Annotated in this window: 21 protein-coding genes and 1 riboswitch; of the genes, 6 read left to right on the forward strand and 15 right to left on the reverse strand. The window is 74.9% G+C overall.

Annotation, left to right across the window (positions count from 1 at the left end; genetic code table 11):
• Positions 1 to 4: 4 nt before the first annotated feature.
• The 3 genes from mtrA to ahcY all read right to left on the reverse strand — a co-directional run bounded on the left by mtrA (position 5) and on the right by ahcY (position 3,173).
• Positions 5 to 682: an MtrAB system response regulator MtrA gene (mtrA, locus tag ACFPK1_RS18030; protein WP_378022316.1), complete on the reverse strand. Its 678-nt coding sequence runs from the start codon at positions 680 to 682 to the stop codon at positions 5 to 7.
• Entirely contained in the window at positions 679 to 1,386 is a 708-nt protein-coding gene (locus tag ACFPK1_RS18035) for a dTMP kinase (protein ID WP_378022415.1), read from the reverse strand. The genes mtrA and ACFPK1_RS18035 overlap by 4 nt, the downstream gene beginning before the upstream one ends.
• 302 nt (positions 1,387 to 1,688) lie before the next feature.
• Complete coding sequence (ahcY, locus tag ACFPK1_RS18040; RefSeq protein ID WP_378022317.1) at positions 1,689 to 3,173, reverse strand: adenosylhomocysteinase; 1,485 nt, start codon at positions 3,171 to 3,173, stop codon at positions 1,689 to 1,691.
• A 133-nt stretch (positions 3,174 to 3,306) separates the two neighbouring features.
• A riboswitch (S-adenosyl-L-homocysteine riboswitch) is annotated at positions 3,307 to 3,389 on the reverse strand.
• Positions 3,390 to 3,650: 261 nt separating this feature from the next.
• Here ahcY and ACFPK1_RS18045 point away from each other — a divergent pair.
• Positions 3,651 to 5,291, forward strand: a complete 1,641-nt coding sequence (locus tag ACFPK1_RS18045) for a long-chain fatty acid--CoA ligase (RefSeq protein WP_378022318.1) — start codon at positions 3,651 to 3,653, stop codon at positions 5,289 to 5,291.
• A gap of 55 nt (positions 5,292 to 5,346) precedes the next feature.
• On the opposite strand, the gene ACFPK1_RS18050 is transcribed toward ACFPK1_RS18045, so the two are convergent.
• From ACFPK1_RS18050 to ACFPK1_RS18080, 7 genes are all read right to left on the reverse strand, one after another.
• Positions 5,347 to 6,879 (reverse strand): amino acid permease, encoded by a 1,533-nt coding sequence (locus ACFPK1_RS18050; protein ID WP_378022319.1) that lies wholly within the window; start codon positions 6,877 to 6,879, stop codon positions 5,347 to 5,349.
• Between the two features lie 163 nt (positions 6,880 to 7,042).
• Positions 7,043 to 7,993: a cation diffusion facilitator family transporter gene (locus tag ACFPK1_RS18055; protein ID WP_378022320.1), complete on the reverse strand. Its 951-nt coding sequence runs from the start codon at positions 7,991 to 7,993 to the stop codon at positions 7,043 to 7,045.
• A 90-nt stretch (positions 7,994 to 8,083) separates the two neighbouring features.
• The gene (gene manA / locus ACFPK1_RS18060; RefSeq protein ID WP_378022321.1) at positions 8,084 to 9,310 is read right to left on the reverse strand and encodes a mannose-6-phosphate isomerase, class I; all 1,227 of its coding nucleotides are present in this window, start codon (positions 9,308 to 9,310) and stop codon (positions 8,084 to 8,086) included.
• Between the two features lie 24 nt (positions 9,311 to 9,334).
• The gene (locus ACFPK1_RS18065) at positions 9,335 to 10,459 is read right to left on the reverse strand and encodes a hypothetical protein (RefSeq protein ID WP_378022322.1); all 1,125 of its coding nucleotides are present in this window, start codon (positions 10,457 to 10,459) and stop codon (positions 9,335 to 9,337) included.
• A gap of 6 nt (positions 10,460 to 10,465) precedes the next feature.
• The gene (locus ACFPK1_RS18070) at positions 10,466 to 10,675 is read right to left on the reverse strand and encodes a Trm112 family protein (RefSeq protein WP_378022323.1); all 210 of its coding nucleotides are present in this window, start codon (positions 10,673 to 10,675) and stop codon (positions 10,466 to 10,468) included.
• A 21-nt stretch (positions 10,676 to 10,696) separates the two neighbouring features.
• Entirely contained in the window at positions 10,697 to 12,127 is a 1,431-nt protein-coding gene (locus ACFPK1_RS18075) for a phosphomannomutase/phosphoglucomutase (RefSeq protein WP_378022324.1), read from the reverse strand.
• A gap of 115 nt (positions 12,128 to 12,242) precedes the next feature.
• The gene (locus ACFPK1_RS18080; RefSeq protein WP_378022416.1) at positions 12,243 to 12,683 is read right to left on the reverse strand and encodes a DUF3499 domain-containing protein; all 441 of its coding nucleotides are present in this window, start codon (positions 12,681 to 12,683) and stop codon (positions 12,243 to 12,245) included.
• A gap of 211 nt (positions 12,684 to 12,894) precedes the next feature.
• On the opposite strand from ACFPK1_RS18080, the gene ACFPK1_RS18085 reads away from it, so the two are divergent.
• Positions 12,895 to 13,299, forward strand: coding sequence for a metallopeptidase family protein (locus ACFPK1_RS18085; RefSeq protein WP_378022417.1), 405 nt, complete (start codon positions 12,895 to 12,897; stop codon positions 13,297 to 13,299).
• Between the two features lie 18 nt (positions 13,300 to 13,317).
• Here ACFPK1_RS18085 and ACFPK1_RS18090 read toward each other — a convergent pair whose 3' ends face one another.
• From ACFPK1_RS18090 to ACFPK1_RS18100, 3 genes are all read right to left on the reverse strand, one after another.
• On the reverse strand, positions 13,318 to 13,710 hold the full coding sequence (locus ACFPK1_RS18090; protein WP_378022325.1) for a VOC family protein: 393 nt from the start codon (positions 13,708 to 13,710) through the stop codon (positions 13,318 to 13,320).
• Positions 13,711 to 13,744: 34 nt separating this feature from the next.
• Positions 13,745 to 17,275 (reverse strand): glycosyltransferase, encoded by a 3,531-nt coding sequence (locus ACFPK1_RS18095; RefSeq protein WP_378022326.1) that lies wholly within the window; start codon positions 17,273 to 17,275, stop codon positions 13,745 to 13,747.
• Between the two features lie 110 nt (positions 17,276 to 17,385).
• Positions 17,386 to 17,619 carry a WhiB family transcriptional regulator gene (locus tag ACFPK1_RS18100; protein ID WP_133825325.1) on the reverse strand — a complete coding sequence of 78 codons (234 nt, stop codon included), beginning with the start codon at positions 17,617 to 17,619 and terminating at the stop codon, positions 17,386 to 17,388.
• A gap of 347 nt (positions 17,620 to 17,966) precedes the next feature.
• Between ACFPK1_RS18100 and ACFPK1_RS18105 the strand changes: the two genes are divergently transcribed.
• The 4 genes from ACFPK1_RS18105 to ACFPK1_RS18120 all read left to right on the forward strand — a co-directional run bounded on the left by ACFPK1_RS18105 (position 17,967) and on the right by ACFPK1_RS18120 (position 21,674).
• Positions 17,967 to 18,731 carry a site-2 protease family protein gene (locus tag ACFPK1_RS18105; RefSeq protein ID WP_378022327.1) on the forward strand — a complete coding sequence of 255 codons (765 nt, stop codon included), beginning with the start codon at positions 17,967 to 17,969 and terminating at the stop codon, positions 18,729 to 18,731.
• Positions 18,732 to 18,797: 66 nt separating this feature from the next.
• Positions 18,798 to 19,751, forward strand: coding sequence for a 2-phospho-L-lactate transferase (gene cofD / locus ACFPK1_RS18110; RefSeq protein WP_378022328.1), 954 nt, complete (start codon positions 18,798 to 18,800; stop codon positions 19,749 to 19,751).
• The gene (locus ACFPK1_RS18115; RefSeq protein WP_378022329.1) at positions 19,744 to 21,090 is read left to right on the forward strand and encodes a coenzyme F420-0:L-glutamate ligase; all 1,347 of its coding nucleotides are present in this window, start codon (positions 19,744 to 19,746) and stop codon (positions 21,088 to 21,090) included. The genes cofD and ACFPK1_RS18115 overlap by 8 nt, the downstream gene beginning before the upstream one ends.
• A 2-nt stretch (positions 21,091 to 21,092) precedes the next feature.
• Complete coding sequence (locus ACFPK1_RS18120; protein WP_378022330.1) at positions 21,093 to 21,674, forward strand: NUDIX hydrolase; 582 nt, start codon at positions 21,093 to 21,095, stop codon at positions 21,672 to 21,674.
• Here the strand turns inward: ACFPK1_RS18120 and ACFPK1_RS18125 are convergent.
• Together ACFPK1_RS18125 and manB are read right to left on the reverse strand one after the other, a co-directional pair.
• Positions 21,659 to 22,597: a DNA-3-methyladenine glycosylase family protein gene (locus ACFPK1_RS18125; RefSeq protein WP_378022331.1), complete on the reverse strand. Its 939-nt coding sequence runs from the start codon at positions 22,595 to 22,597 to the stop codon at positions 21,659 to 21,661. The two genes, ACFPK1_RS18120 and ACFPK1_RS18125, sit on opposite strands and share 16 nt — an antisense overlap.
• Positions 22,598 to 22,649: 52 nt before the next feature.
• Positions 22,650 to 23,756 (reverse strand): mannose-1-phosphate guanylyltransferase, encoded by a 1,107-nt coding sequence (gene manB, locus ACFPK1_RS18130; RefSeq protein WP_378022332.1) that lies wholly within the window; start codon positions 23,754 to 23,756, stop codon positions 22,650 to 22,652.
• Between the last annotated feature and the right edge of the window lie 95 nt (positions 23,757 to 23,851).

Below are 23,851 nucleotides of genomic sequence, written 5' to 3' on the forward strand. Positions count from 1 at the left end.
CCGATCAGGGCGGCCCGGCCTTGTACCCCACCCCGCGGACGGTCAGCACGACCTCGGGGTGCTCCGGGTCGACCTCGACCTTCGAGCGCAGCCGCTGCACGTGGACGTTGACCAGCCGGGTGTCGGCGGCGTGCCGGTAGCCCCAGACCTGCTCGAGCAGCACCTCGCGGGTGAACACCTGGCGCGGCTTGCGGGCCAGGGCCACCAGCAGGTCGAACTCCAGCGGCGTCAACGGGATGGTGCGCCCGTCGCGGCGCACCTGGTGGGCCGGGACGTCGATGGTGACGTCGCCGATCTGCATCTGCTCGGCGGGCTCGGCCGGGAACTGGCGCAGCCGGGCCCGGATGCGCGCGACGAGCTCCTTGGGCTTGAACGGCTTGACCACGTAGTCGTCCGCGCCGGACTCGAGCCCGAGCACCACGTCCACCGTGTCGGTCTTGGCCGTCAGCATCACGACCGGGACCCCGGACTCCGCGCGGATCGCCCGGCACACGTCGATGCCGTTCATCCCCGGCAGCATCAGGTCGAGCAGGACGAGGTCGGGCGCACTCTCGCGCAGGGCGGGCAGCGCCGACGAGCCGTCGCCCACCACCGTGGTCTCGAAGCCCTCGCCCTCGAGGACGATCGTCAGCATCTCCGCCAGCGAGGCGTCGTCGTCCACCACGAGGATCCGCGAGCTCATGTCTCAATGGTGTCACTTCTCACCGACGATCCGGAGGCGATATCGCCCGACCTTTCGGTCCCGAGTCGTTCTGCGACCAGTGACTCAGCCGTTCGGGTGAGTGCGACGTGCCCCTCGTCCGCCCCCACCACCGACCAGGGCGCGAGCCATGTCCGCGAGACGAGCTCGTCGTACACCTGGGCGCACCGGGCCTGCAGGGCCGCGTCGGACTCGTAGCCGTCCGGCGTGCGCGACGGGTCGGCGGCGGCACGCTCGCGGACCCGCCGCGCGGCCACCTCCCCCGGGACGCGGACGAGCACCTGGACGTCGGGCGCGGGCACACCGAGCCGCTCGATCTCGAGCGCGTGCACCCAGGCCACGAACTCCCCACCGGCGTCCTGCTCCTGCCGGGCCGCGCCGTACGCGACGTTGGAGGCCACGTAGCGGTCGACGAGGACGAGGTCGTACGCCTCCCGCGCGGCGCGCAGATCCGCCGCGGCCCCGGCCCGGTCCAGCGCGAAGAGCACGGCCATCGCGTGCACCGAGGAGCGCAGGTCGCCGTGGGCGCCGTGGAGCGCCTCGCCCGCCAGGGCGGCGTGGACGTCGGCGTCGTAGCGGGGGAACGCGTGCATGCTGACGCTGGCCCCGCGGCGGGCGGCGGCGTCGGCGAGCGCGGCGACCAGCGTCGCCTTGCCCGCGCCGTCGAGCCCCTCGACGGCCACCATCACGCCCACGCCATCACACCCACGACGGAACCCTATGCGGCGCCCCGGAGCGTGCTGAGCGAAGGGCCCCCTCGCGCGGTTGGACGGGCGAGGGGCACCCTTCGCCGGGTCGTCGGGGGCGCCGCGCGGGCGCGCACCGGAGATCACGAGCACGCCATCCACCGCGCCGAGCACCCGACCGTGCACCACGTGCCCCTGATCTCCGGCACCGCCCCGGAACGAGCGAAGGGCCCCCTCGCTCGAACAGCTCGAGCGAGGGGGCCCTCCGGTCGGTTCAGCCCCGAGGGGAGACCGAGGAGACCTCAGTAGCGGTAGTGCTCCGGCTTGTACGGGCCCTCGACGTCGACGCCGATGTACTCGGCCTGCTCCTTGGTGAGCTTGGTCAGCTCCGCGCCGAGCGCCTCGACGTGGACCTTGGCGACCTTCTCGTCCAGGTGCTTGGGCAGGCGGTAGACGCCGATCGGGTACTCGTCCGGCTTGGTCCAGATCTCGATCTGGGCGATCGTCTGGTTGGCGAACGAGTTCGACATGACGAAGCTCGGGTGCCCGGTGGCGTTGCCGAGGTTCAGCAGCCGGCCCTCGGACAGCAGGATGATCGAGTGGCCGTCCTCGAACTTCCACTCGTCGACCTGCGGCTTGATGTTGATGCGGTTGGCGCCGGACTTCTCGAGCTTCTCGACCTGGATCTCGTTGTCGAAGTGGCCGATGTTGCCCAGGATCGCCTGGTGCTTCATCCGCTTCATGTGGTCGAGGGTGACGATGTCCTTGTTGCCGGTCGTCGTGATGACGATGTCGGCCTCCTCGATGACGTTCTCGAGGGTGTTGACGTCGTAGCCCTCCATGAGCGCCTGGAGCGCGCAGATCGGGTCGGTCTCGGTGACCGTGACGCGGGCGCCCTGGCCGCGCAGCGACTCGGCCGAGCCCTTGCCCACGTCACCGAAGCCGGCGACGACGGCCTTCTTGCCGGAGATCAGCACGTCGACGGCGCGGTTGATGCCGTCGATGAGCGAGTGGCGGCAGCCGTACTTGTTGTCGAACTTCGACTTGGTGACCGAGTCGTTGACGTTGATCGCCGGGAAGAGCAGCTTGCCCTCGTTGAAGAACTCGTACAGGCGGTGGACGCCCGTCGTGGTCTCCTCGGTGACGCCCTTGATGCCCGACGCGACCTTGGTCCAGTGCTGCGGGTCCTCCTCGAGGCTGCGGCGCAGCGTGGCGAGCACGACCTGGTACTCGGCCGGGTCCTCGGCGGTGACGCTCGGGACGACGCCGGCCTTCTCGAACTCGACGCCCTTGTGGACGAGCATCGTGGCGTCGCCGCCGTCGTCGAGGATCATGTTCGGGCCCCGGGTCTCGGAGTCCTTCCACGCGAGCATCTGCTCGGCGCACCACCAGTACTCCTCCAGCGTCTCGCCCTTCCAGGCGAAGCAGGAGATGCCCTTGGGCTCCTCGGGGGTGCCGTGGGGGCCGACGACGACCGCGGCGGCCGCGTGGTCCTGGGTGGAGAAGATGTTGCAGGAGGCCCAGCGGACCTCGGCGCCGAGCTCGACCAGCGTCTCGATGAGGACGGCGGTCTGCACCGTCATGTGCAGCGAGCCGGAGATCCGGGCGCCGTGCAGCGGCTTGGCCTCGGAGTACTCCCGGCGCAGGGCCATCAGGCCGGGCATCTCGTGCTCGGCGAGCCGGATCTCGCGGCGGCCGAAGTCGGCCTCGGCGAGGTCGGCCACGGCGAAGTCGATGCCGTTCTTCTCGGCGTACTTCTGGTTGGCGGTGCCCACTGCGTTCGTCATGACTCCTCGTCTTCTCGGGTGTGTCGGCGGCGGCGGACCGTGCGGCGTCCGTGCCCGGGGCGCGTCTCGACCGGCTCTCGACCGGCGGTGCGGGACACGCCGGGAGGTCACGGGGCTGCGCGCACGGTTCACCACCATCCAGGCGCCCTTGCGATGGTGCGGACCACTGCCGAGCGTGGCGGACCGGGACGGTCCGTTGCAGCGCCACTCGGCAGCTTCCGTTCGCACGAGGTGTGCGATCGATGCCGTGACAGAAGTCCAGCACAGGCCCCATGGCCGGTCAACCGGGACGCGCCCCGGCCGGGCCCGGACGCACGCATCCGGTGACCCGTCCGCGCAGGTCCGCTCCGGGGTGCCACGGAACGCGTCGGCCGGATCACACCGGGCTCACGTGATTGTCGGCGATGGGGTCATCCGGGACCCCGCACGTAGGATGCGTGACCGGAACCACAGACGGATCCCGGTGATCAGGAGGCCATGGACGTGCTCGGACAGATGCAGGACTACCCACTCGCCCTGCCGCACGTGTTCCACCGCGCCGAGCAGTTGTTCGCCCACAAACCGATCGTCGGCGTCGGGGCGGGCGGCACGGTGCAGCGCACCGACTACGGCAGCTGGGCCCAGCGGGTGCGGCGGGCCGCGGCGGCCCTCGACACCCTGGGCGTGTCCGCCGAGGGCCGGGTCGGGACGTTCTGCTGGAACAGCCCGGCGCACCTCGAGCTCTACTTCGCCGTGCCGTGCAGCGGCCGCGTGCTGCACACGCTGAACATCCGGCTGTTCACCGAGCAGCTGATCTACATCGCCAACCACGCCGAGGACGAGGTCGTCTTCGTCGACCGCTCGCTGCTGCCGCAGTTCTGGCCGCACGTCGACGAGATGACGACGGTCCGCAAGGTCATCGTGATCGACGACGGCGCCGACACCGAGATCCCCGACGACGACCGCGTCCTGCGCTACGACGAGCTGCTCGACTCCGTGGAGCCCTTCGCCGGGCGCTTCGAGATCACGGACGAGAACCAGGCCGCGGCGATGTGCTACACGTCGGGGACCACCGGCAACCCCAAGGGCGTCGTCTACTCGCACCGCTCCTCGGTGCTGCACTCGATCGCCGTGCTGATGGCCGACGTCGCCGGGCTCGTCGAGCGCGACGTCCTGCTGCCGATCGTGCCGATGTTCCACGCCAACGCCTGGGGCACCCCGTACGCCGCGGTGTTCGCGGGCTCCTCGATCGTCTTCCCGGGGCCGAACATGACCCCCAAGGCGATCGCCGGCATCCTGCGCGACCAGAAGATCACCGTCACGGCGGGCGTCCCGACGATCTGGATGGGCGTGCTGCCCGAGCTCTCCGAGGGCGACCTGCCCGACCTGCGCCTGCTGCTCTGCGGCGGGTCGGCGGTGCCGAAGTCGCTGTCCGAGGCCTGGCGCCAGAAGATCGGCCTGCCGATCACCCAGGCCTGGGGCATGACCGAGACCAGCCCCATCGCCACCACCGGCGTGCTCAAGAGCGTCCACGACGGCCTGTCCGACGACGAGCTCGCCGACGTGCGCGCCACCGCGGGCACGCCCTCGCCGCTGGTCGACCTGCGCATCTGCGACCCCGACTCCGGCGAGGTCCTGCCCTGGGACGGCGAGACCTCCGGCGAGCTCCAGGCCGCCGGGCCCTGGATCGCGGCGTCGTACTACCGCAACGAGGACGGCGGCAAGCAGTTCACCGAGGACGGCTGGCTCAAGACCGGTGACGTGGCGGTGATCGACCGCTACGGCTACGTCAAGCTCGTCGACCGGACCAAGGACCTGGTCAAGTCGGGCGGTGAGTGGATCTCCTCGGTCGACCTCGAGAACGAGATCATGTCGATGGAGGGTGTCGCCGAGGCCGCGGTCATCGCGATCCCCGACGAGAAGTGGTCGGAGCGCCCGCTGGCGTGCGTCGTCCCGAAGCAGGGCGTCGAGCTGACCCGCGAGGCCGTGCTCGAGCACATCGCGACCCGCGTCGCGAAGTGGCAGGTGCCCGACGACGTCGTGTTCATCGACGAGGTGCCCAAGACCTCGACGGGCAAGTTCTCGAAGAAGACGCTGCGCGAGAAGTTCGCCGGCCACCAGGCCCCCGCGAAGGCCTGACCCCGCACACGACGAAGGGCCGGCCCACGGCGGGCCGGCCCTTCGTCGTTCCGGACTACTGCGGCTGGGTCGGCATCGACGCCGGGGGCTCCTCGCCCCGCTCGCGCTTGCCGAGCACCGAGTTGCGGCGCGAGTAGACGAAGTAGATGACCACGCCCAGCACCATCCACACGATGAACCGGATCCAGGTCTCGACGGTCAGGTTCAGCATCAGCCACAGACAGGACAGCACCGCGAGGGCGGCGACCACCGGCAGCGCCTTGACGGTGAAGCTGCGCGGCAGGTCGGGACGGCGGCGCCGCAGGTAGACGGTGCCGACCGCGACCAGCACGAACGCGAACAGCGTGCCGATGTTGACCATCGACTCGAGCTCGTCGGCCGGGAAGAAGCCGGCCAGCACGGCGCAGAAGACGCCGATCGTCAGCGTGATCTTCACCGGGGTGCCCCGGCTGCCGAGGCGGGCGAAGTTCCGCGGGAGCAGGCCGTCACGGCTCATCGCGAAGAACACCCGGCTCTGGCCGAGCATGAGGACGAGCACCACGGTGGTGAGGCCGGCGATGGCGCCGATGGAGATGATCGTCGACGCCCAGTTCGCGCCGACGAGGGTGAACGCCGTGGCCAGCGTGGCCGTGTCGCCGGTCGCCGGGTCGGTGGCGAGCTCGGTGTAGGGCACCATGCCGACGACGACCAGCGAGGTCGCCACGTACAGGACGGTGACGACGCCGAGCGAGCCGAGGATGCCGCGCGGCAGGTCCTTCTGCGGGTTGCGGGTCTCCTCCGCGGTGGTCGACACCGCGTCGAACCCGATGAACGCGAAGAAGACCAGCGAGGCGCCGGCGAGCAGGCCGTAGATGCCGAACGTGGAGCCCTCGCTGCCCGCGAAGAGCGAGAACAGCGACGCGTCGAGCCCCTCGGAGGTCCGCTCGCCCCCGGGCGGCGGGATGAACGGCGTGTAGTTCTGCGCCTGGACGTAGGCGAGACCGACCCCGATGACCAGCAGGACGACGAGCACCTTGATGCCGGTGACGATCGCGCTCACCCGGCTGGAGAGCTTGATGCCGGCGATGAGGATCGCCGTGAGCACGCCGATGACGAGGATCGCGCCCCAGTCGAAGGTGACCGGGCCGAGCTCGATCGACGCCGACTCCGGCAGGCCCACCAGCGCGAAGATCTCACCGAGGTAGGACGACCAGCTCTTGGCCACCACCGCCGCGCCGAGGGCGTACTCGAGGATGAGGTCCCACCCGATGATCCAGGCGATGAACTCGCCGAACGTCGCGTAGGAGAACGTGTAGGCGCTGCCCGCCACCGGCACCGTCGAGGCGAACTCGGCGTAGCAGAGGCCGGCGAAGCCGCAGGCGATCGCGGCGATGACGAACGAGATCGCGATCGAGGGGCCGGTGATGTCCCCGGCCACCCGCGCGGTGATCGTGAAGATGCCGGCGCCGATGAGGACCGAGACGCCGAAGATCGTGAGGTCGAGGGCGCCGAGGTCGCGGCGGAGCTTGTTGCCGGGCTCGTCGGTGTCGGCGATCGACTGTTCGACGGACTTGGTCCGGAAGAGCCCGCCTTGTTGGGTCGACGTCATGCGCGGTCCTCCAGGGGTCACACCGGGGCGGGCACGGAACGAGGGTCGGGCGGGACCCTACGCCCGCGACCGGCGTCGACGACGACGGAGACGGCCGATTCCGTGACGGCGTGTTCACCTCGCTGCTTCGGCCGGACGTGCGGAGGCGTCCGGTCGGCGGAGATCAGCGGGGCGAGGGGTCGAGCGCCTCGTCGACGGGCGGGGCGTCGCTGCGATCGAGGTCGGGCTCGAGGTAGACCAGCCGGGCCTCGGGGACGGCCGCGCGCAGCCGCGCCTCCGCGTTGTCGATCGCCTCGGCGACCACCTCGGTCGACAGCGACGCCGAGACCGCGATCTTGGCGGCGACCAGCAGCTCCTCGGGGCCGAGGTACTGGGTGCGCAGGTGGATGACGCGCTCGACCGGGCCGCCGACGAGCGCGTCGGTGATCGTGCGGACGAGGGGCGCGCCGGCGCCCTCGCCGATCAGCAGGCTCTTCGTCTCGACGATGAGGATCACCGCGATGACGCCGAGCAGCACGCCGATGCAGATCGTGCCCACGGCGTCCCACACCGGCTCGCCGGTCAGCGTGGACAGCCCGACGCCGCCGAGGGCCAGGACGAGGCCGACCAGCGCGCCGGTGTCCTCGAGCAGCACGACCGGCAGCTCCGGGTTGACCGACTGGCGGATGAACCCCCACCACGTGGCGTCGCCCTTGAGCTCGCGGGACTCGTGCACCGCGGTCCGGAAGCTGAAGCCCTCGAGCACGATGGCCACGACGAGGATGACCACCGCGACGATCGGCGAGGTCAGCTCCTCGTGCGACGACAGCTTGTGGATGCCCTCGTAGATCGCGAACACCGAGCCGAGGCTGAACAGCAGCAGCGCCACGACGAACGAGTAGAAGAACCGGTCACGGCCGAAGCCGAACGGGTGCTCGGGCGTCGCCGCCCGCTTGGCGCGCTTGCGGCCGAGCAGCAGCAGGCCCTGGTTGCCGGTGTCGGCGACCGAGTGGACGCTCTCGGCGAGCATCGAGGACGAGCCCGTGATGACGAAGCCGACGAACTTGGCCACGGCGATGCCGGCGTTGGCGGCCAGCGCGGCGATGATCGCCTTGCCGCCTCCGGATGCGGACACGGGGCGCCTCCAGGGATGGACTCGGCCAGGATGCGAGTGGGCGGAATGTGAGTACGGGGTGAAATCTAACCCCCCGCCCGGTGCCCGCTCCTACCCGTCGGCCGGACGATCGCCCAACCCGTCGGCCGCGGCGAACGCCAGGGCGGGACCGCCGACCGGGGCCACCGTCACCGGCCCGTCGCACGCCGGCACCCACGCGGCCGTCCCGCGCGGGAGCTCCTGGTCCTGGCCCCGCGACGAGCGCAGGTGCACGGTGCCCTCGACGGTGACCACGATGCGGGGACCTTCGATGCCCAGGTCGGCCTCCTCCTCGGCGCCGTCGAACGCGCAGCGGGCGAGGCTGAAGAACTCCGAGGGCGCGAACCGCGTCACCGGCCCCGTCCCCTCCCCCGAGAGCAGCGTCGGGGCGCCGGGCGCGAAGTCGAGCACGCGCAGCAGCTCGGGGACGTCGACGTGCTTCGGGGTCAGCCCGCAGCGCAGGACGTTGTCCGAGTTCGCCATGAGCTCCACCCCGGCGCCCGCGAGATAGGAGTGCGGCGACCCGGCGGGCTGGTAGAGGCACTGCCCCGGCGTCAGCACGACGCGGTTGAGCAGCAGCGCCGCGAGCACCCCGGCGTCGCCGGGGTAGCGCTCGCCGAGGTCGAGCAGGGTGCGCGCCTCGGTGGTGAACTCGCCGTGCTCGCGGGCGTGGGCGACGCAGCCGTCGAGCAGGGCGGGCACCAGCTCGTCGACGGCACGCTGCGGCAGTGTGATCCACGTGGTGAACAGCGCGCGCAGGCCGTCGGCGTCGGGCTGGGCGGCGAGCAGCTCGGTGTGGTGCTCGAGCCCGCGGACGTCGAGGGCCCGCAGCAGGCGCACGGTCTCCGCGGGCTCGCGGAACCCCGCCAATGCGTGGAACTCGGTGAGCGCGCAGAGCAGCTCGGGCTTCGGCAGCGGGTCCGGGTAGTTCCGGTCCGCGGCCGTGCGCGGCACGCCCGCCGCCTCCTCGCGCGCGTAGCCCGCCGCGGCCTGCTCGGCCGACGGGTGCGCCTGCAGGCTCAGCGGCTCCTCGGCCGCCAGCACCTTGAGCAGGTAGGGCAGCCGGTCCGACCAGCGCGCCCGGCGCGAGGGCCCGAGCGTGCCCGTCGGGTCGTCGCGCAGGGCGTCGGCCAGCGACCGGGCGTGCTCGCCCGTCAGCTGCGAGGGCTCGTCACGGTGCGCCCCGAGCCAGAGCTCGGCCTGCGGGTGCGGCGACGGGACGGGGTCGCCGAGCAGCTCGGCGAGGTGCGTCCGGGAGCCCCACGCGTACGTGCGCACGCTGCCCCTGAGGACCTCCACGTGTTGGTGCCCCTCTGTTCGTGATCAGGCGGTCCGGACCCCGGGCTCCCGGGCCCCGAGGGCCAGGCCGAGGTAGACCGCGGTGAAGTCGAGCCGGGTGGCCAGCACGGCGGCGCGCAGCGCGTCCCGTGTCGGCCCCTCCCCCGCCAGCTCGACGTCGTCGATCTCCAGCACGTCCGCGCCCGGGTGGCGGGCGCCGACGTCGGCGACGAGACGGCGTGTCGTGAGGTCCTCACGCACGGCCAGCAGCACCAGCCGTGGCGGCGCCGCCGCCGGGGCCGGGTCGTCGAAGGGGTCGGCGAAGATCGACGCCTCCCCCGAGCTCTCGACCAGCCGGGCCCGCAGCGCCGGTTGGGCGCCGGCCGCGGCCGCGGTGGTGGCCTGGGCGACCACCCCCGCGTGGGTGGCCAGGACGGTCGCCCCGTACCCCGCGAGCAGGCCGGCGACCGGGTCGGCGCCCCACAGCAGCGGGGTGCGCTCGGCGAGGCGCAGCGCGAGGCTCTTGGCGGGGTTGACGAACGCCTCCCCGCGCGGGCCGTCGCGCTCGGCCTCGGCGTCGAGGTGGTCGGCGAGGTCGTCGAGGTCCAGCTCGAGGAGGTCGAGCGCGCTCGCGACGGCCAGGCCGGTGGCGAGCACGGTCGCGGTGTCGAGGCCGTCGAGGTCCTCGCCGGGCACGCCGACCGTCAGCCGCGGCGTCACCGCGAGGGCGCGTCCGGCGCCCGCCGCGGCCGCCGGGCCCTCGGCCGGGCCGGTCAGCACGACATGGGCGCCGCGGCGGACCGCGCGGTGCACCGACTCGGCGACGTCGGCCTCGACCGGGTCGCCCTCGCGGCCCCGGTGGGTGGCGACGACGACGTCGAGCGGGCCGAGCCACGGCGGCGCGACCCCGGTGACGATCACCGGGAGCGGGGCCGTCGGCGTGAGGAGGGCGGCCATGAGGCGGCAGGCGGACTCGGTGGTGCCGGGCCGGGTCAGCAGCACCAGCGCGCGCGGCCGCAGGCCCGCGAGGTCACGGGCCACCCCGGCCCGCTGCGCGGCCTCCGCCGTGGCCCGCACCTGGGCGCCGGCCGTCGCCACCGCGCGCAGCACGCCGTCGTGGTCGGCGGCCAGCAGGCGCGTCTCGTCGGAGAGCAGGGCGTCGTCGAGCATCGCGGCTCACCCCTGCTCGTCGTGCTCGGGACCCCCGGTCGCCTCGGACAACAGGAGCACCGGGATGCCGTCGGTGACCGGGTAGCGCCGGCCGCACACCGTGCAGGTGAGCGTGGCGGCGTCCGCGTCCTCCGGCGTGCCCGGGCGCAGCGCGCCGTGGTCGGGCGCGGGGCACGCCAGGATCTCCAGCAGGTCGGCGTCCAGACCGAGCGGCATGGGGTCTCCTCCTCGATCGGGTCAGCCGCGGACGAGGCCCAGGACCTCGTCGCGCAGCGCGGCCACGGCGTCGTCGTCGGCGGCCTCGACGTTGAGCCGCAGCAGCGGCTCGGTGTTGGACGGGCGCAGGTTGAACCAGGAGCCGTCGGGCAGGGAGACCGTGAGGCCGTCGAGGTCGTCGGTGGTGACGCCCTCGCGATCCCCGAAGGTCTGCTCCACCTCGGCCATCACCGCCCGCGGGTCGTCGACCGTCGAGTTGATCTCGCCCGACGCCGCGTACCGGGAGTACTGCGCCATGAGCTCCGAGAGCGGCCGGTCCTGCTCGCCGAGCGCGGCGAGCACGTGGAGGGCCGCGAGCATGCCGGAGTCGGCGCGCCAGAAGTCGCGGAAGTAGTAGTGCGCCGAGTGCTCGCCGCCGAACACGGCACCGGTCTCGGCCATCGTGCCCTTGATGAACGAGTGCCCGACCCGCGAGCGCACGGGGGTGCCGCCGGCCTCGGTGACGATCTCCGGGACGGCGCGCGAGGTGATCAGGTTGTGGATCACCGTGGATCCGGGGTGCTTGGCCAGCTCACGCGTCGCGACGAGCGCGGTGATCGCGCTGGGGCTGACCGCGTCGCCCAACTCGTCGACGAGGAACACGCGGTCGGCGTCGCCGTCGAAGGCCAGGCCGGCGTCGACGCGCCCGAGGGTGATGACCTTGCGCTGCAGGTCGCGCAGGTTGTCGGGGTCGAGCGGGTTGGCCTCGTGGTTGGGGAACGAGCCGTCGAGCTCGAAGAAGAGCGGCTCGACCTCGATCGGCAGGGGGTCGAGCACGGCGGGCACGGTGTGCCCGGCCATGCCGTTGCCCGCGTCGACGACGATCGACAGCCGGCGGATGCCCGAGAGGTCGACCAGCGAGCGCAGGAACTCCGCGTAGTCCTCGAGGAGGTCGCGGTGGCTGACCGTGCCGCGCTGCGCCGGGGCGTCCGCGGTGACCTCGCCGGGGCCGCGGTCGAGCAGCGCGGCGATCTCGTCGAGCCCGGAGTCCTGGCCCACCGGCGCCGCGCCCGCGCGGCAGAGCTTGATGCCGTTGTAGCTCGCCGGGTTGTGGCTCGCGGTGAACATCGCGCCGGGCATGTCGAGGGCGCCCGAGGCATAGTAGAGCTCGTCGGTGCTGGCCAGGCCGATGGCGACGACGTCGACGCCGAGCGAGGTGACGCCCTCGGCGAACGCCTCGGAGAGCTCGGGCGACGACTCGCGCATGTCGTGGGCGACGACGACACCCCGGCCGCTGCCCAGGCCCGACTCCTCGTCGAGCAGCACCCGCGCGAAGGCCGCCCCCACGTCGCGCACGAAGGTCGCGTCGAGCTGGCTGCTCACCAGACCGCGGATGTCGTAGGCCTTGATGACCTGGTCGATCACGCGGGCCCGGTCCGGAGCCTCTCGTGTCCCCTGCTGCGCACTGGCCACGAGGTCAGCCTATCCGCGCGACCGACACGCTGCGCCCGCCGGGCGGGCACGTCCGCCGATGGGTGAACGGTGGTCCACGACCGTTCCGCGGGCGCCGGAGGTCGTCCGGGAACGATCAGGACGAGGCGGGGTCCGGCAGCACCCGCAGGTGGCCCCGGCGGCCCGTCGGCGTGCTCGCGACCCCGCCGCCGACGCCGCTGGCCACCCCGGGGAGCGGAGCCGGCGGCAGCGCCTGGCCCACCCCGGTCCCCGCGGTGATCCGCGGCCGGCCGTCGGAGCCGCCGAGCGGGCGGTCGGCGCGCCCGGCCTCCCGAACGGCCTCGGCGAGCGCGGTGAGGTCGTCGACCGAGGGCTCCGTGGGGAACTCGCCCTCGTAGCGCACGACCTCCCACCCGCGCGGGGCGGTGAGCCGGACGGCGTGGCGTTCACAGAGGTCGTAGGAGTGCGGCTCGGCGCTCGTCGCCAGCGGACCGACCACGGCGGTCGAGTCCGAGTAGACATAGGTCAGGGTGGCCACGGCCGCGTGACCACACCCGGTCCGTGAGCACTTCCGCACTCCTCGCACGAAGCAGGACAGTAGTCCGCCGAACGGCCGTCACCGTGCAGGCGCGCGGGGCGCGTCGGGGCGTCACCGGGCCGTGCCGGACGGCCGGGGGCCCGCCCGCGTAGGCTCCGCGGGCGTGACCAGGAGCGCGAGCCGCCGGGGCAGCACGCCGGCGCCCGGGCGGCGTCGCCGCCGGCGCGACCGGCGCGGGCGGGGCCTGCGGATGCCTCTCTACCCCTCCGGCTCCCCCGCGTCGCGCACGCGCGCCGAGCGCTTCGACGCCCTCGTGCTCGAGGCCCTCGAGCCGATCGAGGAGCGCTGGAGCACCGAGCTCGCCGACCTCGACGTGGCCGTCGACGACGTGCCCGAGGTGCCCGCGGGCACGCGCTCCCCGATGGACGACGAGGCGGTGCTCGGCGACGGCGAGGTGCCGCTCGCGCGCCTCGTGCCCGCCGGCATGGACCGGCGCGGCGCCGTGACCCGCGCGCGCATCGTGCTCTACCGCCGCCCGCTGGAGGCGCGCGCGCTCGACGGCGAGGACCTCGCCGACCTGCTCCACGACGTGCTCGTCGAGCAGGTGGCGGGCTACCTGGGCGTCGAGCCCGACACCATCGCCGGCGAGGAGTAGGCCCGCAGCCCGCAGCCCTCAGCCGAAGGTGTGGTGCACCGCCTCGACGTTGTGGCCGTCCGGGTCGCGGAGGAACACCGCGTAGTAGCCCGGGTGGTACTCCGGGAAGATCCGCGGCGCGTGCAGCACCTCCGCCCCGTGGGCCAGGGCCGCCTCGTGCACGGCGTCGACCGCGGCCCGGTCGGGCGCGGCGAACGCGACGTGCAGCTCCTGCTCGACGCCGTGGCCGGGCGCGAGCCAGAAGTCCGCGTGCCCGCCCCCGCCGGAGCGCAGGCCGACGACCTCGGGCGCGCCGGGCGGACCGGTGGGGATGCGCAGGCCCACCTCGAAGCCGAGGGGCGCGAACACCGCGGTGTAGAAGGCGACGGAGGTCTCGACGTCACCACAGGGGAATCCGACGTGGTCGAACATGCCGCGGACTCTAGAGAGACCCCCCGACACCGGGTCACTGGTCGAGGCGCTTCCGCGACGGCAGGGCCGACAGCGCCGTGAACAGCACCAGCGCGAGCTGCAGCAGCAGGAGCAGCAGCCGCACGGTCTCGTCGCGGTCGACGACGACCGGCCCGCCGCCCGGCGGCACGGACACGCCGACGAGGTGGCCCCAGGCCGGGACGACCTCGGCCGGCGCACCGCCCACGCTCGCCGACCAGCCCGACTCCAGCTCCGCGGCCACCACGAGCAGCCGGCGGTCGGCGCCCGGGGACACGCGCACCGCGACGGTGGGCAGGTCCGAGGGCACCGTCGTCAGGCCGGCGGGACGGCGCGGGGCCGCGCGAGCCTCGGTCGCGTCGTCGGAGATCGGCGGCTCGAGCAGCACCGCGCTGGCCACGGGCAGCGCGACCCGAGCGGTCGGACGGCCGTCGGACACCGGCGGCGCGTCGGTGAGCAGGGGCCCGGCGGCGGCGCGCACCGAGCGCGCGGTCGCCGCGTCGGGCAGCACGATCAGCCCGGTGCCGCCGGTGGCCAGCTCGGCCACGCCCGCCTGGGCGGTGGCGGGATCGCCGGAGAGCAGGGCGCGGACGTCGCGCTGCAGGCGGGCGGGCGCGGCGGCGACCGGCGCGAGGTCGTCGTCGCCGTAGCGCGGCAGCTCCGGCCCGGCGCGCCGCGTGGTGTCCGGGTCGCGGGTCACGACGACGACCCGCGCGCCCGCGGCCGCGAGGTCGTCCGCCACCGGCCGGGCCAGCGTGGGCGCGGCGGTGTCGGCGAGCGCGCCCGCACCCCCGCGCAGCACGGTGACCACGGCGAGCGCGGCGACCGCCACCGCCACCACGGGGACCGCGACGCTGCGGGCGCGGGCGCTGCGGTCGGCGCCGGCCGTGCTGCGCGGGCGCAGGCGCCCGGCGAGGCCCTCCATCGCGCCGGCGATCCGCCCGCCGAACCCGGCGCCGCCGAGGTCCAGCTCGGACTCGCCGCGCCGGGCGGGGCCGCGGTCGACCCGGTCGCGGCGCCCGATGAGCCGGCCGAGGGGCTCGGTCCGGGCGGCGGCGACCTGGGCGAGCAGGCTCCACAGCGCCCCGCACGCGGCGAAGGCCAGCGCCGGGCCCGTCCAGCCGGGCCGGGCGTCGCCGCCGGCGAGCGGCGGCAGCGCGAACGACCCGACCACGCCCGCGGCGACGATGCCGAGCAGCAGCAGGGCGAGCCCGGGGACCGCGGCGCGGCGCGGTGCGACGAGCGCCCCGCCGACCGCGAGCAGCACGACCAGCAGCCCGGCCCAGGGCACGGTCGCGTCGCCGCCGGGGTCGAGCGAGAGGACGTCGAGGGCGCCGACGAACCGCTCGGCGACCGGCGAGCCGGTGCCGTGCAGGAGCACCTCGGGCGCCGCGAGCAGGACGGTCGGCCAGGGTAGGAGCAGCAGCACCGGCAGCAGGACGATGACGGCCAGCGACATCGCGCGCCGCCCGGCCGCGCGCGGAGGCGCCGGCACGAGCACGAAGCCGATCACCACCACGACCAGCACGAGGGCGTGCACCAGCGGCGCGAACGCGCTGATCACGCCCAGCGCGAGCGCGGTGCCCGCGGCCGTGCTCCACCACGACCCGCGTCGGCCGGCGACCCGCACGCCGCGCAGCACCGAGACCACGCCCGCGAGCACCAGCGGCAGCAGGATCACGGCGACGACGCCGTCGAGGCGGCCCTGGGCCACGGCGCCCGCGGTGATCCCGAGCAGCGCGTAGACGGCGCCGGCGAGGGCGCGCAGCACCCGGCCCACGCGCAGGTCGCGGGTCGCGAGGTAGGCCGAGAGCCCGGCGAGCGGCAGCGCGGCGATCAGCAGCAGCGACACGGCGGCGGGCGGCCCGCCCAGCGGCGCGACCGGCCCGCCGAGGGTGCCGACGACGGCGAGCGCGGCGGGGGCGGGCGCGCCGGTGCCGCCGGCGATCGGGTGCCAGCCGGCGAGGTAGGACGACCAGAGCTCGCGCAGGCCCGGGACCTCGGCGATCCGGCCGCCGGCCAGGCCGAGCCCGAGGCGGGCGCGCTGGGTGAGGACCGAGACCAGGGTCAGGCCGACGACGAGCAGCAGCGGCGGGGCGAGCAGCAGCTCGCGCGCCACCCGGCCCGGGGTGACGGGGACGTAGACGACGCGTTCGCCGTCGGGCGCGGGCCGGGGGTCGCTCGGCCGGATCGGCGCGACGGCCCCGGTCGCCGGCTCGGCGTCGGCCGGCGCCCGCGGGCCGGGCAGCGCGACGGCCAGCGACTCGCCGGGGCGGCGCAGACCGGCCGCCCGCCGCCGGCGCAGGCCCGCGCCGGCGGGCAGGGCCTCGGGACCGACGGCGCGCCGGCGCCCCGCGTCCTCGTCCTCCCCGCCGTCGCGGGAGCTGCGCTCGGCCCACTCCGGCAGGCGGCCGAGGTCGAGCTCCTCGCGCAGACGCCCCCGCACCAGCGAGGTCAGCCCGCCGCGCACGGCGTTGCGCAGGCGGGTGGTGCGGCTGGTCAGCAGGCCGCGCAGCTCGCGCGGCAGGGCGGTGGCGCCGGTGCTGCGGCGGCGGCGGGCGTCGGCGAGGTCGGCCAGCCCCGGCCCGGAGCCGAGCACGCGGGACAGGCCCGCGAGCTCCGCGCCCGCCGCCCGCGTGCGGCGGACCAGCAGGAACCCGAGCGCGCGTAGGACGGCGAGCACCGGCAGCCGCAGGAGCCCGAGCACGAACGCCGGGCTCGAGCAGTTCGCCAGGAACGTCCGCACGCCGTGGGCGCGGTCGGTGGCGCGGTAGCGGGGGTCGACGCCCGCGGTGTCGAGCGTGCGGGCCCGGGTCGTCAGGCCGCGGGCGTGGCGCAGCCGGGCCGAGGGCGCGCAGAGGACCAGGCCGCCGGCACGGTTGACGCGCCAGCCGTAGTCGACGTCCTCGCGCAGCAGCCCGAGCGCGGTGTCGTAGCCGCCGAGGGAGTCCCACTCGCGGCGGCGCACCAGCGACCCGGCGGAGCCGACCGCCAGCACCTCGGAGTTGGTGGCGAACTGGCCCAGGTCGAGCTCGTCGGCGCCGATGCCGGTCTGCCGCGAGCCGGAGGCGTCGATGGAGACGCCGGCCTCCACGACGAGCCGGGGGTCGTCCCAGTCGAGGCACAGCGGGCCGAGCACCGCGGCGGACGGGGAGGTCGCGGCGACCGACAGCAGGACCTCGAGGCAGTTCGGGGCGGGGGCCGCGTCGTCGTGCAGGACCCAGAGCCACTCCCCGGAACCACCCGGGCCGGCGTCCTGGTGGCGCCCCCAGCGCCGGTCGGCGTCGTCGACGGCGGTGTGCACGGCCTCGGCGAAGCCGGTGTCGCGCGGCATGCGCAGCACCACGTCGACCTGGTTGCTGGCGCCCAGGATGCCCGCGGTGCCGTCGGCGGAGCCGGTGTCGACCGCGATCACCCGGCGCGGGCGCCGGGTCAGGCGCGCCAGCGCGTCGAGCGTGCCCGGCAGCCAGGCCTCACCGTCGTGGCAGACGAGGACGGCGAGCACCGGCGCGACACGGGACGAGACCGCCGGGGAGGGTCGAGCCACGGGCGTCGTCCTTCCCCTCGGGCCACCACCCGAGGGCGCCCACGCTGCGGTCGGCGTCCGAGACTAGGACCCGCCCCGAGGGCGGGACGGGCCGGGTGTCGGGCCGGGTGTCAGACGGCCCGGCGCTTGAGGCGCCGGCGTTCACGCTCGGAGAGCCCGCCCCAGATCCCGAAGCGCTCGTCGTGCCCGAGGGCGTACTCGAGGCACTCGCCCCGCACCTCGCAGCTGTTGCAGATCTGCTTGGCCTCCCGGGTGCTGCCGCCCTTCTCGGGGAAGAACGCCTCCGGGTCGGTCTGCGCGCACAGCGCGCGCTCCTGCCATTCCTGCTCGTCCTCGGTCACCATGGCGAGCTCGGACAGCACGTCCCGCAGCCCCGCCTTCGGCGGCCCATGTCCTTCGCTTCCCAGCACCACCGACCCGCTCTCCGCACCGTTCACGACGCCTCCCTCGCCTCGACTCCCCCGGCCCCCCGCAGAGCGGACGAGGCGTCGGCCCCGCACCGACGTGTCATCGCGTAGGAATTACACCGGTGTCGTTCCATCCGGGTCAAGCCGGGGGCCCCGTGTGGCCGCATGTCGCGACGACCGGTCGTCACGTGCGGTGAACGTCATGGGCTGTCCGTAGCAATGCGCCGATTCTGCGCGACCCGGCTGCTCCAACCGGCCCCATCGGGGTCGGGGACACTGGCCTGGTGGCCCCCCGCGTGTCCCGGCTCAGATCGCCGGTCAGCCCCATCTTCCTCGTCCTCGTGGCCCTCACCGCGGCCGGGGGTGCCCTGACCCTGCTGCCCGCCGAGGGCGCGATCATCGGCGGCACGGTCCTGCTGGTGCTCGCCGGGTGGGCGGTGTCGCTGTGCCTGCACGAGTTCTCCCACGCCCTGACCGCCGACCGCTGCGGCGACCACTCGGTGCGGGGCCTCGGCTACCTCACCCTCGACATCCGCCGCTACGCGAACGTCGGGCTCACCCTCGTGCTGCCGCTGCTCTTCCTGGTGCTCGGCGGCATCCCGCTCCCGGGCGGCGCGGTGTGGATCCAGCGCTCCGCGCTGCGCTCGCGGGCGGCGATGAGCGCCGTGTCGATCGCCGGCCCGATCGCCAACCTCGTGCTCGCCGCCGTCATCGCGCTCGCGCTGGCGCTCACCTCGCCGCCGCTGCCGCTCGCCGCCGCGCTCGCGTTCCTGGGTCTGATCCAGGTGCTGACGTTCGTGCTGAACCTGCTGCCGGTGCCCGGCCTCGACGGCTGGGGCGTCATCGACCCCTACCTGCCCTACCGCACGCGCGCGGGCGCGGCGCGGATCGCGCCCTACGCCCCGCTCGCGATCATCCTGGTGCTCTTCCTGCTGCCGGGCGCCTCGGCGGTCCTGTTCACCGTGTCCGACGCGCTGTTCACCCTCGTCGGCGGCGACTCGCTGCTGGCCGCGGTCGGGCAGGACCAGTTCATCTCCCTGTTGCGCTGACCCGCCGGGCCCGGCTGTCGGGGGCGGGGAGGACCATCGGGGGTGCACGTGACGAGAGGAGCTCCGGTGCAGGTCACCGTTCTGGTCGGGGGCGTCGGCGGCGCCCGCTTCCTGCAGGGCGTCAAGGCCGCCGCAGGTCCGGGCGACACCATCCGCGCGGTGGTCAACGTCGGCGACGACATCTGGCTGCACGGGCTGCGCGTGTGCCCCGACCTCGACACCTGCATGTACACGCTCGGCGCGGGCATCGACACCGAGAAGGGCTGGGGCCGGGCCAAGGAGACCTGGTCGGTCCGCGAGGAGCTCGAGGCCTACGGCGCCGACCCGACGTGGTTCGGGCTGGGCGACCGCGACGTCGCCACCCACCTCGTGCGCACCCGCATGCTGCGTGCCGGCTTCCCGCTCTCGCAGGTCACCGCGGCGCTGTGCGACCGCTGGCAGCCCGGCGTCGAGCTGATCCCGGCCAGCGACGACCGCATCGAGACCCACGTCGTGGTCGACGACCCGGCCGACGGCGCGCGCAGGGCCATCCACTTCCAGGAGTGGTGGGTGCGCCACCGCGCGGCGCTGCCGGCGCACTCGTTCGCCTCGGTCGGGCGCGACCAGGCAACCGCCTGCCCGGACGCGCTCGCCGCCGTCGCGCAGGCCGACGTCATCCTGGTCGCCCCGTCCAACCCGGTGGTCAGCGTCAACACCGTCGTCGACGTCCCCGGCATGCGCCCGGCGCTGACGGCCGCGGCGGGCAAGGTCGTCGGGGTGTCGCCGATCGTCGAGGGGCACGCCGTGCGCGGCATGGCCGAGGCGTGCCTCACGGCGGTCGACGTCCCGGTCAGCGCCGAGGGCGTCGGGCGCTGGTACGGCTCGCGCACCACCGGGGGGCTGCTCGACGGCTGGCTCGTCGCGCCGGGCGACGGCGCCGAGGTGCCGGGCGTCGAGGTCCGCGAGGTGCCGCTGATGATGACCGACCCGGACACCACGGCGGCGATGGTGCGCGCGGCCTACGATCTCGCCGGTGTTTGATCACGCGTCGGACGGGCTGACGCTCTGGGGCGTCCCCGGGCTGCCCGAGTTCCGGCCCGGCGACGACCTCGCCGCCGCGCTCGCCGCGGCGCTGGACGGTTCGCTCGCCGACGGCGACGTGCTGGTCGTGACCTCCAAGGTGCTCTCCAAGGTCGAGGGCCGCCTGGTGACCGTGCCGTCCGACCCCGAGGAGCGCGACACCGCCCGGCGCGCCCTGATCGACCGGGAGACGGTCCGGCTGCTCGCCACCAAGGGCCGCACGAAGATCGTCGCCAACCCGTTGGGCATCGTGCAGGCCGCGGCCGGGATCGACGCCTCGAACGTCGCGGGCGACGAGGTCGCTCTGCTCCCCGAGGACCCCGACGCCTCCGCCGCCGCCCTGCGCGCCGCGCTGCGCGACCGGCTCGGGGTCGACGTCGCCGTCGTCGTCACCGACACCATGGGCCGCACCTGGCGCACCGGGCAGACCGACGCCGCGATCGGCGCCGCGGGTCTGGAGGTCGTGCACGCCTACGGCGGGGCGATCGACGCGCAGGGCAACGAGCTGGTGGTCACCGAGGTCGCGGTCGCCGACGAGGTCGCCGCGGCCGCCGACCTCGTCAAGGGCAAGCTCGGCGGCGTCCCCGTGGCCGTCGTGCGCGGGCTGCCGGCGGCGCTGCGCTCGGAGACCGCCCGGGGCGCCGACCTCGTGCGCCCCGTCGATGAGGACCTCTTCTGGCTGGGCACCGACGAGGCCCTGGCCCGGGGCCGGCGGGAGGCGGTGCCCGCGCGGCGGTCGGTGCGGGCGTTCGCCCCGGACCCCGTGGACGGTTCCGCGCTGCGCCGGGCCGGTGCCGCGGCGCTCACCGCGCCCGCCCCGCACCACACCCGCCCGGTGCGGTTCGTGCACCTCGCCTCGCCGGCGGTCCGGGCCCGGCTGCTCGACGCGATGGCGGCGGCGTGGCGCGACGACCTGCGCGGCGACGGGTTCTCCGAGGACGCCGTGACGCGACGGGTCGCGCGGGGCGACATCCTGCGCACCGCCCCCGAGGTCGTGCTGCCCTTCCTCGTGCCCGACGGCGCCCACCCCTACCCCGACGAGCGGCGCGCCGCCGCCGAGCACACGATGTTCACCGTCGCCGGCGGGGCGGCGGTGCAGGGGTTCCTCGTGGCGCTGGCCGCCGAGGGCCTGGGGTCGTGCTGGGTGTCCTCGACGATCTTCGCGGCGGACGTCGTGCGGGCCGAGCTCGCGCTGCCGGCCACCTGGGAGCCGCTGGGCGCGGTGGCCGTGGGACACCCGGAGACCCCGTCGCCCCCGCGTGGCGAGCTCACGACCGACGACCGCTGGGTGGAGATCTGACCGTGACGGACGACCGGACCCTCGCGTCGACCACCCGCGCCGCGGTGACCACGGCCGCCGCGCACGCCGACGCCCGCGCGGTGCTCGACCGCTGGCGCCCGCCCGCCCGCGAGCTCGACTCCGTGCGCCAGGCCCTCCTGTCCTACCTCGACGCCCGGCCCGACGCGTGCTCGCGGTCCTGCGCGCCCGGGCACCTCACGGCCTCGACCCTCGTGCTCGACGCCGCGGGCGAGCGCGCGCTGCTGACGCTGCACCCGCGGGTCCGCGCGTGGATCCAGCTCGGCGGGCACATCGAGCCCGGCGACGCGAGCCTCGCCGGCGCCGCGCTGCGCGAGGCGACCGAGGAGTCCGGCATCGAGGGCCTCGTGCTCGACCCCGAGCCGGTGCACGCCGAGGTGCACGCGCTGACCTGCTCGCTGGGCGTGCCGACCCGCCACCTCGACGTCCGCTTCGTCGCCCATGCCCCCGCCGGGGCGGTGGAGGCGATCAGCGACGAGTCGCTGGACCTGCGCTGGTGGCCGCTGGGCGAGCTGCCCGACGAGGTCGCGTTCGGCCGCGCCCTCGCGGGTCAGTACGTCCGGTAGTCCTTCGGCGAGAAGCGGGGCCCGAAGCGCGGGCGGCGGAAGCCCGACGCCTCGATGTAGCGCACGGCCCGCTGGCGCTGGGGCGCGTAGCAGGCGAGCACCTCGAGCATCCCGGCGTCGTCGAGCTTGCGGCCCACGAGCGCCCAGCCGACGGTCGAGGGGATGTGGAAGTCGCCGACGCTGACCGCGTCCGGGTCGCCCCAGGAGCGCTGCGCCACCTCGGCGGCGGTCCAGACGCCGATGCCCGGGACCTTCTGCAGCAGCGCCCGCCCGGCCTCGCCGCGCATCTCGGCGGCCTTCTCGAGACGGTGCGCGACGGTGGCGCAGGCGAGGATCGCGCGCCGGCGGCTCTGGTCGACGCCGGCGCGGTGCCACTCCCAGTCGGGGATCTCGCGGATGCGCCGCGGGGTCGGGGGCAGCTTCATGGGCCGCGGCGTCGGGCCCGGCGCGTCGTCGCCGAACCGCCAGCACACCTCGCGCCACGACCGGCGCGCCTCGGTGCCCGTGACCTTCTGCTCGAGGATCGCGGGCACCAGCTGGTCCCACACCGTGCGCGTGGCCCCGAGGCGCAGGCCCGGCATGCGGCGGCGGGTCTCGGCGACCAGCGGGTGGTGCCCGACGAAGCCGGCGTCGTCGTCCTCGGCGCCCAGCAGCGCGGGCACCCCGTCGACGATCCACGCCGCACCCGGCCCCCACGCCCGCGCGCGGACCTCGCCGGCGCGGCGCGACAGCGCGAGCGTCGCCGGGCCCTCGGGGGTCGGCGTGGCCCGCCACAGGGCGCCGCCGTCGGGCCCCTCCAGCTCGGTGTGGAACGTCGGGTCGCCCTTGCCGCGGCGCAGCGGGGCGACGAGCGCCCGCACGTCGAGCACGAAGTCGGGCCGCCAGACCCGCTCCGCCTCCGGCGCCGCGACAGCAGTCGACACTCCGGCTCCCCTATCGGCGTGCTCCCGTGATCGCTGCGCGTCCGCGGGAGCCTCAGGCACCACCCGAGAATCGCAGACCGCCGTCGGGGATCGCGAGGCCGGGCCAGATCCGCACGCCGGCGAGCAGCTCGCAGGACGCCCCGATCGAGGCGCCGTCGCCGACCACGGCGTCGGTGACCACGGTGTCGTCGCCGATGGTCGCGCCCGGCCCGATCACCGAGCGCTCGACGAGCACGCCGTCGCCGATCCGCGCGCCGTCCAGGAGCACCGAGCCCGACACCCGGCTGCCCTCGCCGATCTGGACGTCGGCGCCCACCGTGGTGCCGTCGGTGAGCGACGCCGACGCGGCCACCTTCGCCCCGGGCAGCAGCAGCGCGGTGCCGACGGGCCCCGGGAGGGCCGCGGTGGGCGCCGCGCCCTGCACGAGGTCGGCGCTGCCGCGCACGAAGGAGGCGGGCGTGCCGAGGTCGAGCCAGTAGGACGACTCGACGTGCCCCTGCAGCCGCGAGCCGGCCGCGAGCAGGCCCGGGAACGTCTCGCGCTCCACCGACACCGGCCGCCCGGCGGGGATCGCGTCGAGCACGTCGCGCCGGAAGACGTAGCAGCCGGCGTTGACCTGGTCGGTCGGCGGCGTCAGCGTCTTCTCGAGGAACGCGGTGACGCGGCCGGTCGCGTCGGTCGGCACGCAGCCGAAGGCCGTGGGGTCGGGGACCCGCACGAGGTGCAGCGTCGCGTCGGCGCCCGCGGCGCGGTGCTCGCCGACCACCGCGCGGACGTCGACGCCGGAGAGGATGTCGCCGTTGAACACGACGACCTCGTCGAACCCCGGCGCCAGCGCGTCGGCGGCGAAGCGGATGCCGCCCCCGGTGCCGAGCGGCTCGGGCTCGGGGCAGCAGGTCAGGTCGAGGCCCATCGACGCGCCGTCGCCCAGGAAGTCCTCGAACACCTCGGCGCGGTAGGCGGTGCCCAGCACGACGGTGCGGATGCCGGCCGCGGCGATCCGTGACAGCAGGTGAGCCAGGAACGGCACCCCGGCCGTGGGCAGCATCGGCTTCGGCGTGCTGAGGGTCAGGGGGCGCAACCGGCTGCCCTGCCCCCCGACGAGCACGACCGCCGCCGTCCGCGCCGGGTCGATCACCGCCGCGTCCCCTGTCTGCATCACCCGAAGACCCCCCTCGTCGATGACGAATCGTGACCGCGGGCGATAGTGTGGACCCTCCCGGGGCGCACCGGGCGCCGACCCCGCCCCAGTCC

The sequence above is a fragment of the Actinomycetospora rhizophila genome, assembly GCF_042657905.1.
Classification (GTDB): domain Bacteria; phylum Actinomycetota; class Actinomycetes; order Mycobacteriales; family Pseudonocardiaceae; genus Actinomycetospora; species Actinomycetospora rhizophila.

Coding starts and splice junctions, on each gene's coding strand:
- ACFPK1_RS18090 (WP_378022325.1), bottom strand. CDS start 13,710: ATGTTCGACCACGTCGGATTCCCCTGTGGTGACGTCGAGACCTCCGTC.
- ACFPK1_RS18085 (WP_378022417.1), top strand. CDS start 12,895: ATGCCTCTCTACCCCTCCGGCTCCCCCGCGTCGCGCACGCGCGCCGAG.
- mtrA (WP_378022316.1), bottom strand. CDS start 682: ATGAGCTCGCGGATCCTCGTGGTGGACGACGACGCCTCGCTGGCGGAG.
- ACFPK1_RS18045 (WP_378022318.1), top strand. CDS start 3,651: ATGGACGTGCTCGGACAGATGCAGGACTACCCACTCGCCCTGCCGCAC.
- ACFPK1_RS18050 (WP_378022319.1), bottom strand. CDS start 6,879: ATGACGTCGACCCAACAAGGCGGGCTCTTCCGGACCAAGTCCGTCGAA.
- ACFPK1_RS18070 (WP_378022323.1), bottom strand. CDS start 10,675: ATGCCGCTCGGTCTGGACGCCGACCTGCTGGAGATCCTGGCGTGCCCC.
- ahcY (WP_378022317.1), bottom strand. CDS start 3,173: ATGACGAACGCAGTGGGCACCGCCAACCAGAAGTACGCCGAGAAGAAC.
- manB (WP_378022332.1), bottom strand. CDS start 23,756: ATGCAGACAGGGGACGCGGCGGTGATCGACCCGGCGCGGACGGCGGCG.
- ACFPK1_RS18100 (WP_133825325.1), bottom strand. CDS start 17,619: ATGGTGACCGAGGACGAGCAGGAATGGCAGGAGCGCGCGCTGTGCGCG.
- ACFPK1_RS18035 (WP_378022415.1), bottom strand. CDS start 1,386: ATGGTGGCCGTCGAGGGGCTCGACGGCGCGGGCAAGGCGACGCTGGTC.
- ACFPK1_RS18065 (WP_378022322.1), bottom strand. CDS start 10,459: ATGCTCGACGACGCCCTGCTCTCCGACGAGACGCGCCTGCTGGCCGCC.